General features: G+C 61.5%; 14 protein-coding genes. 6 read left to right on the top strand and 8 right to left on the bottom strand.

The annotated features are described in order from the left end of the window. The 4 genes from NKH99_RS29170 to NKH99_RS29155 form a co-directional block, all read left to right on the top strand. Window positions 1–670, top strand: a 670-nt coding sequence (locus NKH99_RS29170; RefSeq protein WP_353017225.1) for an IS5 family transposase, incomplete at its 5' end; no start/stop codon positions are given. Beyond that, window positions 667–1,011 (top strand): hypothetical protein, encoded by a 345-nt coding sequence (locus NKH99_RS29165; protein WP_353017223.1) that lies wholly within the window; start codon window positions 667–669, stop codon window positions 1,009–1,011. The genes NKH99_RS29170 and NKH99_RS29165, both read left to right, overlap by 4 nt. Before the next feature lie 158 nt (window positions 1,012–1,169). Next, on the top strand, window positions 1,170–1,874 hold the full coding sequence (locus NKH99_RS29160) for a Crp/Fnr family transcriptional regulator (protein ID WP_352933660.1): 705 nt from the start codon (window positions 1,170–1,172) through the stop codon (window positions 1,872–1,874). A gap of 930 nt (window positions 1,875–2,804) precedes the next feature. Then, the gene (locus NKH99_RS29155; protein WP_352933663.1) at window positions 2,805–3,572 is read left to right on the top strand and encodes a response regulator transcription factor; all 768 of its coding nucleotides are present in this window, start codon (window positions 2,805–2,807) and stop codon (window positions 3,570–3,572) included. A gap of 578 nt (window positions 3,573–4,150) precedes the next feature. Here the strand turns inward: NKH99_RS29155 and NKH99_RS29150 are convergent. The 3 genes from NKH99_RS29150 to NKH99_RS29135 form a co-directional block, all read right to left on the bottom strand. After that, a complete protein-coding gene (locus NKH99_RS29150) occupies window positions 4,151–4,447 on the bottom strand; it encodes a hypothetical protein (protein ID WP_353017220.1) in 297 nt (98 codons plus the stop codon). A 675-nt stretch (window positions 4,448–5,122) separates the two neighbouring features. Beyond that, complete coding sequence (locus tag NKH99_RS29140) at window positions 5,123–5,962, bottom strand: LuxR C-terminal-related transcriptional regulator (RefSeq protein ID WP_353017217.1); 840 nt, start codon at window positions 5,960–5,962, stop codon at window positions 5,123–5,125. 446 nt (window positions 5,963–6,408) lie between these two features. Beyond that, entirely contained in the window at window positions 6,409–6,984 is a 576-nt protein-coding gene (locus NKH99_RS29135; protein WP_353017214.1) for an NAD-dependent epimerase/dehydratase family protein, read from the bottom strand. A gap of 197 nt (window positions 6,985–7,181) precedes the next feature. On the opposite strand from NKH99_RS29135, the gene NKH99_RS29130 reads away from it, so the two are divergent. Beyond that, window positions 7,182–9,476, top strand: coding sequence for a polysaccharide biosynthesis/export family protein (locus NKH99_RS29130; RefSeq protein ID WP_353017211.1), 2,295 nt, complete (start codon window positions 7,182–7,184; stop codon window positions 9,474–9,476). Window positions 9,477–9,636: 160 nt separating this feature from the next. Continuing rightward, window positions 9,637–10,488 carry a methyltransferase domain-containing protein gene (locus tag NKH99_RS29125; RefSeq protein WP_353017208.1) on the top strand — a complete coding sequence of 284 codons (852 nt, stop codon included), beginning with the start codon at window positions 9,637–9,639 and terminating at the stop codon, window positions 10,486–10,488. 194 nt (window positions 10,489–10,682) lie between these two features. On the opposite strand, the gene NKH99_RS29120 is transcribed toward NKH99_RS29125, so the two are convergent. The 5 genes from NKH99_RS29120 to NKH99_RS29100 all read right to left on the bottom strand — a co-directional run bounded on the left by NKH99_RS29120 (window position 10,683) and on the right by NKH99_RS29100 (window position 16,307). Beyond that, window positions 10,683–11,831, bottom strand: a complete 1,149-nt coding sequence (locus NKH99_RS29120; RefSeq protein WP_352933680.1) for an acyltransferase family protein — start codon at window positions 11,829–11,831, stop codon at window positions 10,683–10,685. A 305-nt stretch (window positions 11,832–12,136) separates the two neighbouring features. Then, window positions 12,137–12,970, bottom strand: coding sequence for a class I SAM-dependent methyltransferase (locus NKH99_RS29115; RefSeq protein ID WP_353017205.1), 834 nt, complete (start codon window positions 12,968–12,970; stop codon window positions 12,137–12,139). A 13-nt stretch (window positions 12,971–12,983) separates the two neighbouring features. Continuing rightward, window positions 12,984–14,324: a lipopolysaccharide biosynthesis protein gene (locus tag NKH99_RS29110; RefSeq protein ID WP_353017202.1), complete on the bottom strand. Its 1,341-nt coding sequence runs from the start codon at window positions 14,322–14,324 to the stop codon at window positions 12,984–12,986. Then, window positions 14,315–15,595 carry a glycosyltransferase family 4 protein gene (locus NKH99_RS29105; RefSeq protein ID WP_353017200.1) on the bottom strand — a complete coding sequence of 427 codons (1,281 nt, stop codon included), beginning with the start codon at window positions 15,593–15,595 and terminating at the stop codon, window positions 14,315–14,317. Before NKH99_RS29105 ends, NKH99_RS29110 begins: the two co-directional genes overlap by 10 nt. Before the next feature lie 13 nt (window positions 15,596–15,608). Then, the gene (locus tag NKH99_RS29100; protein WP_353017197.1) at window positions 15,609–16,307 is read right to left on the bottom strand and encodes a hypothetical protein; all 699 of its coding nucleotides are present in this window, start codon (window positions 16,305–16,307) and stop codon (window positions 15,609–15,611) included. Window positions 16,308–16,336 lie beyond the last annotated feature (29 nt).

The raw sequence follows: 16,336 nt of genomic DNA, 5'->3' as shown, positions 1-16,336 counted from the left end.
CGACGGCACGCTGATCGAGGCCTGGGCTTCGATGAAGAGCGTCAAGCCAAAGGGCGGCCCAAGCGGCGGTCATGGCGAACCGCCGACAGACGGCGGCGGACGCAATGCGGAAGCGGACTTCCACGGCGAGAGGCGATCGAACGAGACGCATACCTCGACTACCGACCCCGACGCCAGGCTCTACCGCAAAGGGCGGGGCAAGGAGGCCAGGTTGTGCTTCATGGGACATGGGTTGATGGAGAACCAGCACGGCCTGCTGGTGGAAGCCGGTCTGACGCTGGCCGACGGACATGCCGAGCGGGTAGCGGCCCTGCACATGATCGAACCTCGTGCCGACCGGCCGCGGGCGATCACGCTCGGCGCCGACAAGGCCTATGACGCAGAGGACTTCGTCAACGAGTTGCGCTCGATGAAGGTGACACCCCACGTAGCGCAGAACACGAACGGCCGTCGTTCGGCGATCGATCGCCGCACCACGCGCCACGGTGGCTATGCCGTCAGCCAGCGCATCAGAAAGCGCATCGAAGAGGCGTTCGGCTGGATCAAAACCGTCGCTGGGCAGGAGAAGACCAAATTGCGCGGCCGCGACCGCGTTGGGTGGGCCTTCACCTTCGCGGCCGCCGCCTACAATCTGGTGCGGCTGCCCAAGCTCTTGGCGGCGTCGAAATGACCGCGCCCGCAGGCTGCCAACTGATCGGCCGCTGGCGGATCATCGAAGCCGATCTGTGGGATCGCGGTTACCTGAACCTCGGTGGACCCGCAACCATCGCCATCGGACCCGACAACAACGGCGAGATCGCCTTTGGCGCCCTGCAAGCCGGTCTCGAACTGAGCTACAGCCCCTCGATAGTTCACTTCACATGGGCCGGGTGTGACGAGATGGATGAAGTCACAGGCGATGGCTATGCCGCATTGCTCGACGACGGCTCGATCGAGATCACATTCGCCTACCACAACGGCGACGAGGCCATCCTCAAGGCAATACGTCAGACTTCTTCAACAGCCTGCTAGTGAGGTGCGACAACTGGCGCGACCGCGCTTTTCCGACCGTCAATCTACTTCATTCAAACAGACGAGGACAGTAGGCCATCCTGCCTCTACCGTAGGTGGTCCTTCTGTCGAACTCGTACGGGAGTAATTATTGTAGGTTGTGCGGAAATTGAAGCAACATGCAAACACTGTTGCAGTTCATACACTCGCATCCCGTAGGGGGGACATTCTCGAAGGACGATTGGGGTAACAACGATTTTCTCGGTGTTACCGCAAGAATTTACAAACCCCATTCCGTGATATGCCGCCAGGATGACAATAACGATGGGATATTCATCGTAAAATCGGGTTGGGCCCTCCTTTACCGCGGACTACTGGACGGAGAACGGCAGATCATCGACACTCCTCTGCGGGGGGACATTGTCGGTTTCCGTTCCGTGGACGGACCTCGTTTAGCGTCCCTGGCGTCCATAACCGAACTAGCTGTTTATGAAATTTCCAGCAAGAAACTGGTAGAGGCCATCTTGTCGGAAGGCCGGCTCGGCAAGACTATCGCCTGCTCCCTGGCCCGCCTGAACGCCATCCTTACCGAACATCTCATGAATGCCGGGCGGCGGAACGCGATGAGCCGCACCGCCCATTTCCTGCTCGAGTTGGAGGAGAGGCTCTCGATCGTTGGCCTGTCGGCCCATGGACGATATGAGTGTCCGCTTACCCAGCACGAATTGGCCGACATCCTCGGAATGACCACCGTTCACCTCAATCGGACGTTAAGGGAACTCCGCAAGGCCGATCTCGTCGCTTTCAAGGCAGGTTATGTAGAGGTGATCAACCGCAAGAAGCTGGTCAAAACAGCCGGATTCGACAGCGAGTATCTCAGGTAAAGGTTATTCCCTCAGCTCGGGTTCAACCGTCTCTAGCGGGGTTTTCGCGTCGCCCCCCCTGCGGCGCGGTGCTGGGCGCCAGCGCATAGACCATCAGCAAAATTTCTGCTGGAAGACGACAGTGCGCCGTCGCTCGGGCAGTTCCAGACGATGTCCGGGCTGGCAGTTGGCTTACCTGGCCGCAGTCTATCTTGACGAGGGCAGCCGCAAAGGCCCGATTATCATGACCGACGGCACCATGGCCTGTCGCATGAGGAGAAGGTGCTGCCGAAATGCGCGTAAGCTGCCCATAAACGGCGGCAGATACAGCCGGTGTTCTCGTACCTAAAGCGCTTGGCCACGGATGCCACGAACTGCGCCCTGGTCATGCCAATATCCACCTTCAGGAATTCTCGTCCGCAATCGCGAGGAACTACCGATCCTCCCTTCGAATAGCTGCTGGGCTTGGGGTTTGGCTGAGCGGTCCCATCCTGAGAATGGCATCATCGCCTACCCGGTTAGTCAACCTCGCAGAGCTATCCCACCTCTTGGCATTCCTTAAGCGGTCGGAATCATTTCAACGGTTGGCACATGGCCAAAGGGATTGAATCTGACCGGACCCGCGCGTCACGATCGAACTCGCGCGGAGCTTCAAGGCGGGGGTGACGCGGTCTCAACACATGTCCTCAGGCGACCGTCGAGGCGAAATTTTCTAAAAATTAACTTATGTTAGAGAACGCTTATAAATAGACGATAGGCTGCACAAGCTGTTCTCGGCTAGGGGCGAAGAACTGCTGAAACTGCTGGTGAGCTCACGCTTTCACAAGGGCTGGGTGTTCAATCACAAGCGCATTCAAACACAGGGCAGCGTATTCAAGCTTTCAGATTGCGAAGAATGAGGGGTGTTTTGGCAGCCGCAACGCGGCCTGTGCGAAAAGATTGGGGAGTGACATGGGTTCCACAGCAGGACGGCGTAAACACACGGCCAAACGGTCAGGAGTGCTGTCCAGCGGAACGGAAAGTGTCCACGGCCAAGCAGGCAGAGGATGCCTCCTCATCCTGGACGGACGGGCTCTAGGCCGCGAGTGTCTCGCATCGGCTCTCGCGGACCACGAACTCGGCATGGAGATCGCCGCCGTGGGTTCGATCGATGAATGGCGCGTCAAGAAGGGCTCGGCACCTCCTCTTGCAGCCATACTCTTCAACCTCGGCGGCCGAAAGATCACCGATCAGGGCATCGCAGACGAGATTAGGCATATTTCGTCCGAATTCAAATCAGTCCCTGTGGTTATCCTGGCCGACACTGAAGATCTTGCACACATACTGACCGCTCTCGAATGCGGCGCACGCGGCTACATTCCGACCTCGGTCGAAATCGACGTCTGTGTCGAGGCTATCAACCTCGCGGCAGCGGGAGGCATCTTCGTCCCTGCGAGCAGTGTCCTTTGCATGCGCCACCTGATAGGTTCGGATAGCCCCGACACGCAGCCTTTGAAAGGCATGTTCACGCTCAGGCAGGCCGAGGTCGCCCAAGCGCTCCGGCGCGGAAAGGCGAACAAGATCATCGCCTACGAACTGAACCTGCGCGAAAGCACTGTGAAGGTCCACATCCGAAATATCATGAAGAAGCTGAAGGCGACCAACCGCACGGAAGTCGCCTACAAAGTCAACGATCTCTTCGCGGAAGGAACTCCTGCCGAAGCGTATCCCAAGCAATAAGACGGCGACCTCGGGTGAATCCCGGCGGGCGGTCTTAGTGAAAGTCGGGGGATCTCCGTTGCAGTGAGTGGCATCCGGGAGCCGCCCGAGATACAGCGGCCCCCGCCCCAGTGGGGTTCGTTGCCCCGAGCTTCCTGATAGTATGCTGTAGGGGATTTGGCGGGGAGCTCCGAACCGCCCGGCTTCGTCGCGATGATGTTGTTCCGCAGTCCTATGGAAAGCTGTTCCAAGGGCGCAGTGTCAGATACAGTGGTCCGCATGCGGCCGCAGAAGCTCTCGGCGCTCGACCCGACGGCAAGCCGGCGTAGACATACCGTCCCGTGTTCCTGCAGGACATTCAGGCGTGGAGTGCTCATGCCGCTCTGGTCGTCAGCTTCACCCGCGACGAGGCGGCTGTCATAAGGTGACGGCCGTCTGACAAACGGGTCTAGGTCCCGCCGAAAGGCTTCGCGGAGACCTGCACAGGGCGGCACGCAAAGCCAAGACGATTCCCGCCGACAGGAACCTTGCCTCGCGGACGACCGATTGAGAAGGGAATGCGCGACTTCCGCCAGGCGGGAAGCTGACCGCAAATCGGGTTAACTTTCTGCCGCTGAATCCGCCGATTCATCTGCACTGTCAGGGAAAGTGTGTCTGGCCACCCATCTTATGGCTTCTTCGATCGTATCGAAATTCTTGTGCTGCCCGCTCAGCAGCCCGAAGCCTGTCTCGAGGAACCATTTGCCCTTCGTGGAGTAGGCTTCCTCGTCGATCTGAGTAAGGACCGCGACCAGTTGATCCCAATGCCACACCAAAACCCCGGACTCTCCGCCCTCGACCGTCCCGATCCGCGCTTTCTTGAACGAAAATCCAGGAGCAATTTTTGTCTTGCCCACTTTGATGAATCCCTCAACTTCAAAATGGATAGTAGAAACGATCGGCTTGCACCTGGCTAGTTCTGTACTATCTGTGCTAGTTCTGTACCTATCTGTGCTTGTAGATGTCTTGTTGCCGGACCGCTGTAGAATAACTAGTTAAGCAGATCGCACGGTGAGTTCAAGGCCAACTCCATTTTTCGACGATCGCCCCGTAAGTTTTGCGAGAGAATGTTCGCAAACTGCTAAGTATTTTGCCTTCCGGAGCGTGAAAGCCTCGGCGAAATGCTCGGGTGCCATTCCATCCAGCGCAACCTCGCAAGCCCAGCGAGTGTCTGGCGGTCGAACCGTCCTTGGAGCGCCGCGTTCCGAAGTGCTTGTCGAGGAGCTCGATCTTGCGTTCCAGCACGTCGGCCGTGAGCGGCACGTAGGCACTGGGGTGCCAAAGGTCGCCGTCCCATTTCAGGGCGGCATTCGAGCACCAGATGATCGCGGAAGACGTTCTAGGTCAGTTGTTTGAACCTCCCGGGGGCCTGATGGGCATCGAACTTGGCCTGGGTTGGCACCACGTCGCTATGAACCCGTCATCTGTCTGCGAAATCCGCGACGGCAATCACTAAAGGCCGGGTTGAGGTCCGGTTGGAGGGTCCACCTCAGCGCCCCATTGCGATCCGTCGCGTCAAGACCCGGAGGCGGTCACACAGGATGAGTGTTCTTGAGAAGGTGGTACTCGGTTTGTCCTTCAAGTAGCTCTTGCGGATGGTGAGAAGGCTGAGTAGCCATGTTTTCGGTCCCTGACGGGCCTTTGCCAGGAGCGGAAGTGAGCATACCATGGTTCATCGCCCAAACTGCAGCCTGGGTACGGTTGCCGACCCGAATCTTTCGAAGGATGGCCTTCACGTGTACCTTCACCGTCGCTTCGGCGATGTTAATCTTGCGCGCGATTGTCTTGTTAGACTCCCCTCCGATCAGGCAACGTATAATACAATCTTCCCGAGCTGACAGCATTGATGGTTCTCGATCAGCGTTCTCCATTGCAAGAGCCACATTTGTAACCTCATGTACTGCTAATTCATCATATTTTAGACCATGTCTTATGTCCTGAATAAACGTCGAAGTTTCCGCAGGTAGAACCGTCTGCCCCAGCATAACCAATTCGAGAGCTTTGATGAAGGTGTCGTGAGCGGCAACTTTTGTCAAATACGCGTCGGCCCCCGCGCGAAGGGCTGAAACTATATCGTTGGGTCGACAGTGATCGGCTAGCGCAACGACATGGCTGGTCGGATAAATCCCTTTAAATTCTGAAATTTGCGCAAATCCAGCATCTGCATCAATACGGTCGACATCCATGATGAGCAAGATGGACCGGTGCTTGGGCAGCGGCTTCTGCAGAAGGTCGTGAACACAAGCCGCAGAGAAAATAATGCGAAACTTTGCTGCATCCAGAATTAAAACAAGGCCCTCTCGGAGTAACTCGCTTTGGCTGACAAGCACTGTTGTGAAAGACTTTGGGATTATCAAGGATTTCGTTGTCATCGTGGCCTCTCCTGACGCGATTGAGGTAACGCGCGTCTCGCAAGGTGCTCCTCGCATAGTTCTTTCTTGACCATGTTACCTTACGCGAGGAAAACCCTAGACAAGAACACCCTCTTTAGGCGTAGGGTAGCTTCGTCGAGGGCTACCCCGGATTCTCAAGCTTGAGGGCTTGGTGAGGGATGCGAGCCCTGGCTTTCAGCCGCTCCGGGCGGCAGCCAGCACCATCGAGGCGACGGATGCGCGGGCCGCGAGAGTTGCCGGGGTTGGTCTCCCGTGGGGCGTGGGTGGTGCCGCCGGTCTGGCGCGGGGCGGCGCGGCGTGTCAGGCGGGAGAACCGCGGGCGAAGGGGCCGCGCCGCGACCAGCCGCCATTTTGGGATGACGGCGCAGGCCGAGGAGAAGGCGATCTTGACGCGGCGCGCGCTGATCCTGAGCAGCGCCCGAGCTTCAGCAGCTTGAGGAGCTACGTGCCACAGCTGGCAGTGGCAACTGGGTGTCGGCCAAGGCGATGCGGCGCAGCGCGCACAACAGCACGGATGCCTCCGGGCATCGAAATAGGCGGTGGTTTGCCGAGCCTCTCCTTGCACCTGCGGTGAGCAATAGAGGAGTTGCCTGGCGCGGCCCCTGGGGCGGCCGATATCGGGGGCAGCGCTGCCGGGAAGTCCTCTGGCAGGGGCTGGAATTCGAGCCTTGTGAGATCCGGCGAGAGAAATGATAAGGCGGGCCAGTTCTGCTATTGCTACCTCGATAGTGTTGCCAAGATTGCGGCTTCGTCGAGGTCGCCTCTTCATTCATCAGGCGAGTCAAGCCGTCGATCAGGTCATCGACATAGCAGAATGATCGGCTTTGGGACGAGGAGCCGGAGATCGTGATCGGCTCGTTCTCCAGGCCTGGACGACGAAGTTGGAGACGGCCCAGCCATTCTGCGAACGCATGTTGGGGCCGCAGGGGGTTCGAGACGCTAAGTTGGACCGCTATTTCCGGCTCTTCGTTGCGTTCGATCGCGTTTGTCGCGTTTGCCATCAAAGAGGTTCTCCTTCAGCACAGCAATCTGCTCATTGGACGAGTTCGCCGGCGGGGTGTTTATCCGGAAGGAGTGCCTACAAAGGGATAGTTGTGCCGCTGGCGGTGAAGGGTCACGATAAGGCAGAGCCTTCCTCGTCGACCGATGCTCGGCAGTTCGGGACGGGCTGGCCACTTGAAAGTGAAAGCCACGCGCCATGGCCATGGATGCAAAATACACTCCCTCGTCAAAGGCGGCCGACCGCGGGGGATGGAAGGTCGTCCTGCTTGTCTTCGGGCTCTCCGGGCTCGCCGCCCTGGGAGGGGCCGCGGTCAAAAACTGGGGGGCAGGAGCAGTAGGAGCAATAGAAGTTCTTTCCAGAGCCGTGGCACAGAAGGTCAACGATGTCTCCGGACCCGTGGTGCGGGAGGTCGAGGATGCCTCTGGGGCGGCGGCACAGCCGGTCAAGAACGCCTCCGGGGCCGTGATGCAGAAGGTTGAGGACACCTCCATAGCCCTGGTGCAGAAGGTCGAGGATGCCTCCGGAGCCCTGGTGCAGAAGGTTGAGGACGCCTCCGGAGCCCTGGTGCAGAAGGTTGAGGATGCCTCCGGAGCCCTGGTGCAGAAGGTCGAGGATGCCTCCGGAGCCCTGGTGCAGAAGGTGGAGGATGCCTCCGGAGCCCTGGTGCAGAAGGTTGAGGACGCCTCCGGAGCCCTGGTGCATAAGGTCGAGGATGCCTCCGGAGCCCTGGTGCAAAAGGTCGAGGATGCCTCCGGAACCCTGGTGCAGAAGGTTGAGTACGCCTCCGGAGCCCTGGTGCAAAAGGTCGAGGATGCCTCCGGAACCCTGGCGCAGAGGGTTGGGGATGCCTCCGGAGCCGTGATGCAGAAGGCAGAGGATGCTTCCGGACCCGTGGTACAGAAGCTCGAGGACATCTCCGGGGCCGTGATGCAGAAGGTGTCTGCTGCCATCGATAGCTGGCAAGAACAACCGGTTCAAACCACGGCCGAATCCTCCCGCGCCCGCGCGATCGTGCCGGGACCGGATGCGTCGGCCGCGACGTTCGTCGAACGGAGCGCCGCCCCTGCCGTCCCCACCATTGCCGGGCACCCCCAAACCCTCGGCAAGGGGCCGGATGCATCGGCCGCGGCAATGGTCGAGCAGAGCACCGACCCTGCCGTCGCCACCAATGCCGAGCGCCCCAAAGCCCTGAGTAAGGCGCCAGACGTGCCAACCGGAGCCGTGTTCGGCGTCGGCGACCGCCTTAAGATCGCGTTCTACGAGCGCGTCGACGTCGAGGAAGACAAGTGGGGGGCCGCATCCTCGGGATTGCGCGGCATCCTGCAGCGTCCGGAACTGAGCGGCGAATATATTGTCCAAGAGGACGGCACGATTTCCGTGCCCTTGCTGGGCTCCATTCCGGTCGCCCTCAGGTCGACGCAACAGGTACAGGCCGACCTAGTGGAAACCTTCAATCAACTGCTGGGCCGCAAGGGACTGGTCAATATCCTGCCGCTGGAGCGCCCGCCCGTTTACGTGCTGGGGCCGGTCAAGAATCCAGGCTCGTTCAAGTACGCGACCGGCATGACGATCCTGCACGCGATCGCACTGGCCGGCGGACTCGATCGGGCCGAGAGCGAGCCGTGGCAGAAGATCGAAGCTGTTCGTGAGACCCAGAAGCGGAGCGGGGCGATCGATGCCATGTTGAACTTGCTTGCGCGCGCGGCGGTTCTGAAGGCCGAGCGCGACGGTACGGCACCCGCTATCCCGCGCCAGTTGCTGGAGCTGGCCGGCGCGACCGAAGCTGCGAACCGTGTCGACGAGCAGAGCGACCGGCGCAAGGGCATCGCCACGGCCCGCAAGGATCGCGAGCGCGCGACCATGCGTGCACTGGAGGCGGCCAGGCAGGATGTTGTCGCTTATGGGCGCATGGGGTCGCTCGACGAACTCGTCAAGCTACGCCAGCAGCGTGTCAACAGCATGCGAACGCTCGTGGACCGCAAAGTTCTCAGCATAACAGTGATGGATCAGATCCAGAGTGAGTTGTCCGACGCGGAGCAGCGTAGGCAGAACGCCCTCAACCAATACGCAAGCGCCAAGCAGCGCCTCGCTTCGCTGGAGTCTGAGGTGTTGCGAGCCCGAGCCGACCTCAGGAACGATCTGGAGATCGAGATCGAGAGCACGCAGAGCCAGATCGCGGCCAATGTGCGCGAGTTGAACGTCAGCGAAGGCGTCCTGTACGCGTTGCCGGTGACCCGCGCCCAGTTTGCGAAGGACGCGAACAGCTTGACCTATCGAATCGTGCGGCAATCGGCAGCCGGGCCGGTCAGCATCGAGTCCGGCGGGATGACCCTGTTGCAGCCAGGCGACCTCGTCAACATCATCGAGGGCGAAAACGAGCCAAGAGAGCCGGCCGGTTCACCGGTCCCACCCCCGTCGCCTACTGGCGAGAGCTTGCCGGCCGCGTCCAACCCCAACGACGTCGAGCCTGCCCGCGTGGTGAGAGAGTAGAGGATCGGTCCGATTTGATGCCCACAGCAAGGGTGATTGTTCTGCACGGGAGGGCCCTTGCGCTGGGCCGCTCAGCTGCCGGGTCGACCTCGCCGGCCGGGTTGCCAGGATCTCATCGGACTCGGCCCCAAGAAGCGGCCAAATCGAATGGGAGCACGTGTTGACAAAGTTGAAGCCTGACTATGTTGCGATCCAGCGGCGCTGGAAGGATACACGGCAACCTGAGCGCCTGATCGCGCATTACGAACTCGAACGCCGGCTCGCGGATCGGCTGCGGGCCGCTTGCCGCGACGAGCGCTCTCGACTCTATCCCGAAGTCTATTCGGAACTGTTCAACAGCCTGCTGGACCATCCGCAAAAAGCCGCCGTCGGCTCGCGCCCGGACCGGATCGCGAAACAGGTCAGGGTCCTCAAGCCTCTGATGGGGCGCGGCGACGTGTACCTGGAGATCGGCTGCGGTGACGCCTCGCTGCCCCTCGCGATGTCCGGGATCACTCGTGAGGCGCTGGGCCTCGATGTCACGGACGCCCTGGTGGATTTCGCCGCCGCTCCGGCCAATTTCCGCTTCCTGAAGACGGACGGGGTCGAGATCCCGCTCGCGGACAACTCCGTCGATCTGGCGCATTCGGACCAGGTCATGGAGCATCTGCACGTGGAGGACGCCGAGGCTCAGCTCCGGGAGATCCACCGGGTGCTCAGGCCCGGGGGGCACTATGTGTGCACGACCCCGAGCGGAGTTACGGGGCCGCACGATATCTCGGTTTTTTTCGACGAGGTGGCGACGGGCATGCACATGCGGGAATACGACTACCGCTCACTGCGCGCCCTCATGCTCCAGGCCGGCTTTCGGCCAGTCGAGTTCCCGCTGGTGGTCGCCGGATATTGGCTCGCCACGCCGCCCTACCGGCTGCTGCACGGCATCGAACGGGCTCTGCAACGGCTTCCGGCTCGGTTGCGGCGCATTCAATTGGCCGGCATCCTGATGGGCATCACGGCAGTTGCCACCAAATAATAGCGCCTGACTCGGGACGTGGGCGCCGGGACTTCCAGGACTTGCCCACCAGGGCGGGACTTCCGTACAGCATCAGGTACCACGAAGTCGCCGGCACCGCGACGCTCAGGACCGCCACGGTTCGAGAGGATGCCTTGGAGTCGCCTTAGCTGGTTTTCGCCCTCTATCGGACACCTAAATTAGATTACGCCGGTTCACAGCTCCCGACCGACATCCGACTGGGCTTTGACGGCAATCCCAGCCGGCTGCCCCTGCCGACGCGACTGACGGCCGGATTGGCCATACTCAAGGCGAGCGGCGTCGCGTCCCTCCAGCACCCGCTCCTTCAGTCTGAGCAGCGGAGACTCCATCAGGAACCATGAGATGGTCGGAACGCACAGACTCAGCACGATGGCGATCAGCCCTTGAGCCCAAAGGGGAATGGTTCCGAACCGCTCTACGACCGCGCTCGATTGAAAAATCTTCAGGAAAAACACGTGCGTCAGGTAGATGCCATAAGAGATTTTGCCGACGAAGCGCACGAACCTAAAGCTGCTGAACCACGCGAGTAAGCCTGGCAGCTCCGCGTCGGCGTCCACCACCAGCCGTGCGAAAAAGATCCCAACCGTCAGATTGAAAGTGAGGTGCCGCAGGATGCCGTTGCCCGCGACGTACGAGGCGACGCACTGGAACGCGAGGCATGCCAAGCCGGCGCACCACCAGTCCAGACCGGCTCGGAGACGGCGTCCTTCCCTCGACGCGGCATAGGATAACGCGCCGATGAGCACACCAAACCCTAGGATCTCGAATTTGCCGAAGATCGAGAGCTCGAAGGCAAACCGATCGATCGGGGTGGCCAGAACCAACGTGCGCAACAGGAAGCCGGTGCCGATCAGGAATACCGCCACTCGCACGGCATCGCGCCCGGACAGCAGAACCAGCATGGGCAGCAACAGGTAGAACTGCTCCTCCACGGCTAGGGACCAGAACACCAGCAGGGGACCGCCGGAAGCCGCGAGGTAATTGCTCGTGTAGGTGAGATGCCAGAGAATGAAGTCGTGAACCTCGGGCACGCCCAGCACGAACAGGACCAGCAGGGTCAGATAGTAGGCTGGCATGAGCCGTACCGCGCGGCCGATGTAGAACCTGCGGATGACTTCGCCCGCAGGGGCTTGCTCCAGTCTGAACAGCAAGTTGCGCGTGATTAGGAAGCCACTCAGGACGAAGAACAGTTGGACGCCCAGCGCTCCCGCCCCGATGGGGAAGTGCGTTCTGACCCACGGCCCGCCGAAGTGCTCGACGCCGACGAGTCCGATCGCGATGGCTCGCAGGCCATCCAATTGCGGTCGATAACCTTGCGCCATGACCGGTGTCTCCTTAAGTCTCAGGTGGCGACACAACCGACGGCCCTCCGTGCACAGGGCCGGCGGCAGAATCCAGTTTCATCGCGTTAGGGCCGCACATGGAGCGTCGACGCTGACGCGAGCGTCCAGCCCAGGACCAAGGCCTTGAAATCCGGCAAGCTTCGCCCCCGCGATCAGTCGCGCACGCAGCATCCCAGCCGGGAGATGTCGTGAAGCCATCCTGCTCTCCAGTTCGTTTCAACTCGAATTCAATTCGTCATGGCTGGCGGAGTGGAGCGCCGGTCTTCGAAGCTGGGTGTCGCCACTCAAGTGACGGGGCGGGTCGCTACGACCAGGGTTGAAACGCCGAATTTCCGCAAAGGCGTTTTTTCGATCCGTGGGATGAGCTGCCGATAGGTCGATATCACGCCAGCCGGCAGCCATTGATAAAGCTCGAATACCGGCAGCACATAGTCGACCTTCTGTATCTCGAAACCCGCCGCGGCCACGATATTGCGCAATTCATGGGGCCAGTAGTTCCGTGCCGCCATAACGCGAGCCGACCACGAACTCGGTAGCCAAGGAAGCAGTGGGATAGGGAACCCGAAATTGCGGCCTAGAAACCGCATCCCATGGCCCTCGAATGGAAACCAGCGATTTGGACTCATCACGACCAGATGACCACCGGGCCGCAGGACCCGCCAAATTTCGCGCAGCGTGGCCGCCTCGTCGGCGACGTGCTCAAGAACCTCATTCAACAATGTCGCATCGACAGAGGCATCCGGTAATGGGAAGTCGTCGGTGCAGCAGTGGTATTCGATCGCATTTGGCCGCCGATTAAGCCTCTCATCATTCGCCAGCTTGCGAGCGATGGCCTCGTCGATCCTCGATCGTTCAGGATCGACACCAATGGCTTTCTGGGCACCCCAGGCGACCAGGGCCTCGGTGTAGCCGCCGTCGGCACAGCCGCAGTCGAGCCAGACTCCCTGCAGCAGTCCGAGGTCTTTCAACTTGCCGAGCCTGTAAGCAAGATTGCTTCCAATCGCGGTCGAGCTGCCGGGATGGGGATAGCGTGGCGCAGTACGCGCGCGCGATAAAGAATTCTCGCTTGTCGCGATGGCCCGCAGGCCATCCAATTGCGGTCGGTAACCTTGCGCCATAACCGGTGTCTCCTCATGTCTCAGATGGCGACGCAACCGCCGGCGGCCCTTGGTGCATAGGGCCGGCGGCAGTATCCAGTTTCATCGCGAAGGCCAAAATCAGGGCCGCACATGCACCCTCGACGCTGACGGCAAGCGTCCAGCCTATGACCAGGCCTTGAAGCCCATCAAGCTTCGCCCCCGCGACCACGAAGCACAGTTCCAGTAATCCCCCAAGCGTGAACCAGCGAGATGCCTTGCGCATCGTATCGCTCAGCCGCGCCAGCGTGCAGGCATGAAATTTGAGCGTTAATCCCAGCAGGCTAAAGCCGAGAAAGCGCAGGCTCGGACCAGCGATCTCAGGATAGGCCGGATTGAAGACCGCAAGGATCTGCTGCGAATAGGTTAAGATGAAGGCGGCGAAGACCACTGAGAAGAGCAATGACGCCATTAGCGACAAAAGGATGTAGTGCCTGGATTGTTTCGGGCTTGCTCTAACCACGGGGAACAGGGCCGTAGCCATGGCTGCGGGAATGATCGAGGCCATGGACACCAGCATCCACAACGATACGAAGGCGGCATTGATGGCCGGCGACAGGAGAATTAGCACAAGGTACGGCATGATGAGAGCCGAGGTCTGCACGGCCACATCGAGCGTGTAGTGGTCGAAGACCTTGCGTCGGAGCGTATGCAGCAGCGGGAAATCGGGGAGCCCAACGAGGTGACGCGCGCCACCCCGGGTCAAGAGATCGACGCCGATCCAGGAGGCCAGCATACCGGCCACCCAGGTCAGAAGAATCGCGGCATTGGAGGCGTAGCCAGCGGCTGCGGCGGCGGCGATCAGGATCAGCTTGAACGTGGAGAACAGCACTTGCCGGATCATCCTGCCGGTGCTGCGCAAGTTGCCCACGAGCGCCTGATCGACCACCGCACTGAGAACGGTCAGGCAGCAGCCGACGACGAACGCAACGCCCTCGAACCAACCGTCGATCGGCCCGGCCGAGATGTTGAGATACGCCTCCCCGAAGACAAACAACAAGGCGAAGCCAATCGCCAGCGCCACCCCGACGGACGCTGCCGCGGCCACGAGGCCGCGCTCCTTGCCCGGGTGCAGAACGATTTCGCCCATCAGCAGGGTCCCGAGCCCGGCCTCCCCCAACAGACCGACCAGCCCCATCACGGACAGGAGGGCAGAGGCCTTGCCTATCACCTCCGGCGGAAACAGCCGGGCGGCGAGCAACCAATAGATTAACCCAAGACCGGCCGCTGCCATCGTTCCGATTGCCAGAGCGCCGGAATTCGTTAGGAGTGTGGCGTTCTTTTGAAGCGCCCGGCGCACGCCATTAAGTGCGGTCACGGCGAGATCTACCGGCATGATGGGTCTTTCGAGAGTTGGCGCGCCCGCACCGCGGACGTGCCGGCGGCTGGGCGCAGGACGTCCCGGTAGACCTGCTCGATCCGGGTCACAATCACTCCGGCTTTGAGGCGCCCCACCCTGGCGAGGCCTGTCGCCTCTAGGCGGGCCAGCAGGGCGCGGTCTTCCAGAAGTGTTTGCATCGCCTGCGCCAGGGCATGCGCGTCACCGGGCGGCACGAGAAGCCCTGTTTCGCTATGATCGACGATATCCGGCATGCCGCCGACATCGGTTGCGATGACTGCCTTGCCGGACGCCATCGCTTCCATGATGACCGTCGCGCAGGCTTCGGGTCCCAGCGATGGCAGCACGCCGAACAGCGAGCGCCGCCATGCGTGCATGATGGCGGAATGCGGCCACGTACTGAAGACGTGAACGTTTGGCGGAAACTCGGTTGGCGTATCGGGGGCCCGCCGCCCAATCAGGACCAGTTGCGGCGGCCGCTCCAGGCTGGCATAGGCTTGCAGGAGAACGCCAATGCCCTTGAGGCGCATCATGTCGCCGACGAACAGGATGAACCCATCCACAGGCAGCTCCTCCCGCAGCCAGGGATCTTCCGGGCCAAGCACCCCGATGTCGTCGGGCACGAAGTTGGGGATGACCTCGTAGCGGGCGCGGCCTCGGGTGAGTCCGGTGTGACGCGCCACGGCGTGGCTCACCGCGATGAAGCGGTCCACCAGGCGCTGAGCGGCGAAGCTCGACGCCCAGTTGCTCAACGTTGTCGCGGCTCCCTTTACGGCTCCGTAATGCCCGGTGGCGCAAGGTAAGCACTTGGCCGGTGCTGGGCCACTGCAGAGATGGGTCCCCAAGTGCATGAAGTTCTTCTTGGCGCAGACAAGGCCGTAGTCGTGCAGCGTGACCACGAGGCGTGCCCCACTGAGAACTTTGACCGGCAGGAAGGACGCGTAGATCCAGTTATGGGCGTGGACGATGTCCGGCCTCTCCTGAGCGACCAGCCGCTTCAGGGCTAGCACCAGTTCGGGATCCGGGAAAGGTGGTGCGTGGCGGCGCTCGGGATCGGTGTGGAGGCCTGACAGACGCTGGAGCGTGCCGCGCAAGCGGTGCACGCGGACCGCGCCGTCCAGCTCGGTTGCGGGCGATCCGGGATGCATCAAGGTCCCGACGCTGACATGATGGCCCCGCTGCGCCAACGCCGTGCCGAGGTTGCGGACGTGCCGCTCCTCTCCCCCGATCACCGGAGGATAGAACTGCGACAGTAGCAGGATGCGCATGGCAAGCCTCGTTTCAGATGGGCGGCACCAGCGTCGAAACGCGGCGATAGAGTCGGTCGTGTTCCGGCCCATAGAGCCGCGCCTCCGCCGTCTGGCGAGTTGCCGAGACGGGCACCAAGATTTCCCGGGCCCAGGTGTCGCCCGGCGCGATGGTGAGCGATTGGAAGATGGCGAACGGTTGCCCGTCGAGGGTGATTTCCAAGTCGAATCGCTGAGCTCGGGTCTCGGCGCTTCTGATGCCGACGGTGAGCAGGTCGGGCTCGCCATTGGGCGATGGCAACATCCAGAACTCGGTGTATTTGAATTCCCGGTAGGCCGCTTCGTCCCGGACGGCCAGCGCATAGGCTCCGGTCGCCACCAGCACCGCCAGCATCAGTGCGGCACCCTGCCAGAGCCGGAGCCGCGGCGGAGCCGGCCAGGCTGGCCGATCGGGAGCGTCGCAGCGGACCGCCACCAGTGCCGCGGCGGCCGTCACGGTCCCGAACCACACCGCCCAGCCGAGCGGCGTGAGGAAGCCTACGGCATTCAGGGCAAAGCCCCCCGCGATGCCGGCAGCGAGGCTTGCTCCGACCGCGTAGACGAGATGTTCCGACGCGGAGGTGGTTCTCACGCCAAGAGCCCGCAGCACCGCGTGGCCCGAGACGAGCAATACCATCGGCGCGCCCAGGGAGGTACGGAGGAGCAAGCTGTCGCTGACCGCAACGGCCGCCATCGTGGCCCCTGCCCACAGGCAGGCGGCCG

The organism is Mesorhizobium sp. M0854, assembly GCF_040319815.1.
In the GTDB taxonomy this organism is placed as follows: Bacteria; Pseudomonadota; Alphaproteobacteria; order Rhizobiales; family Rhizobiaceae; genus Mesorhizobium.
Note: the sequence above shows the minus strand (reverse complement) of the source record. Positions and strands in the feature narration are given on the sequence as shown.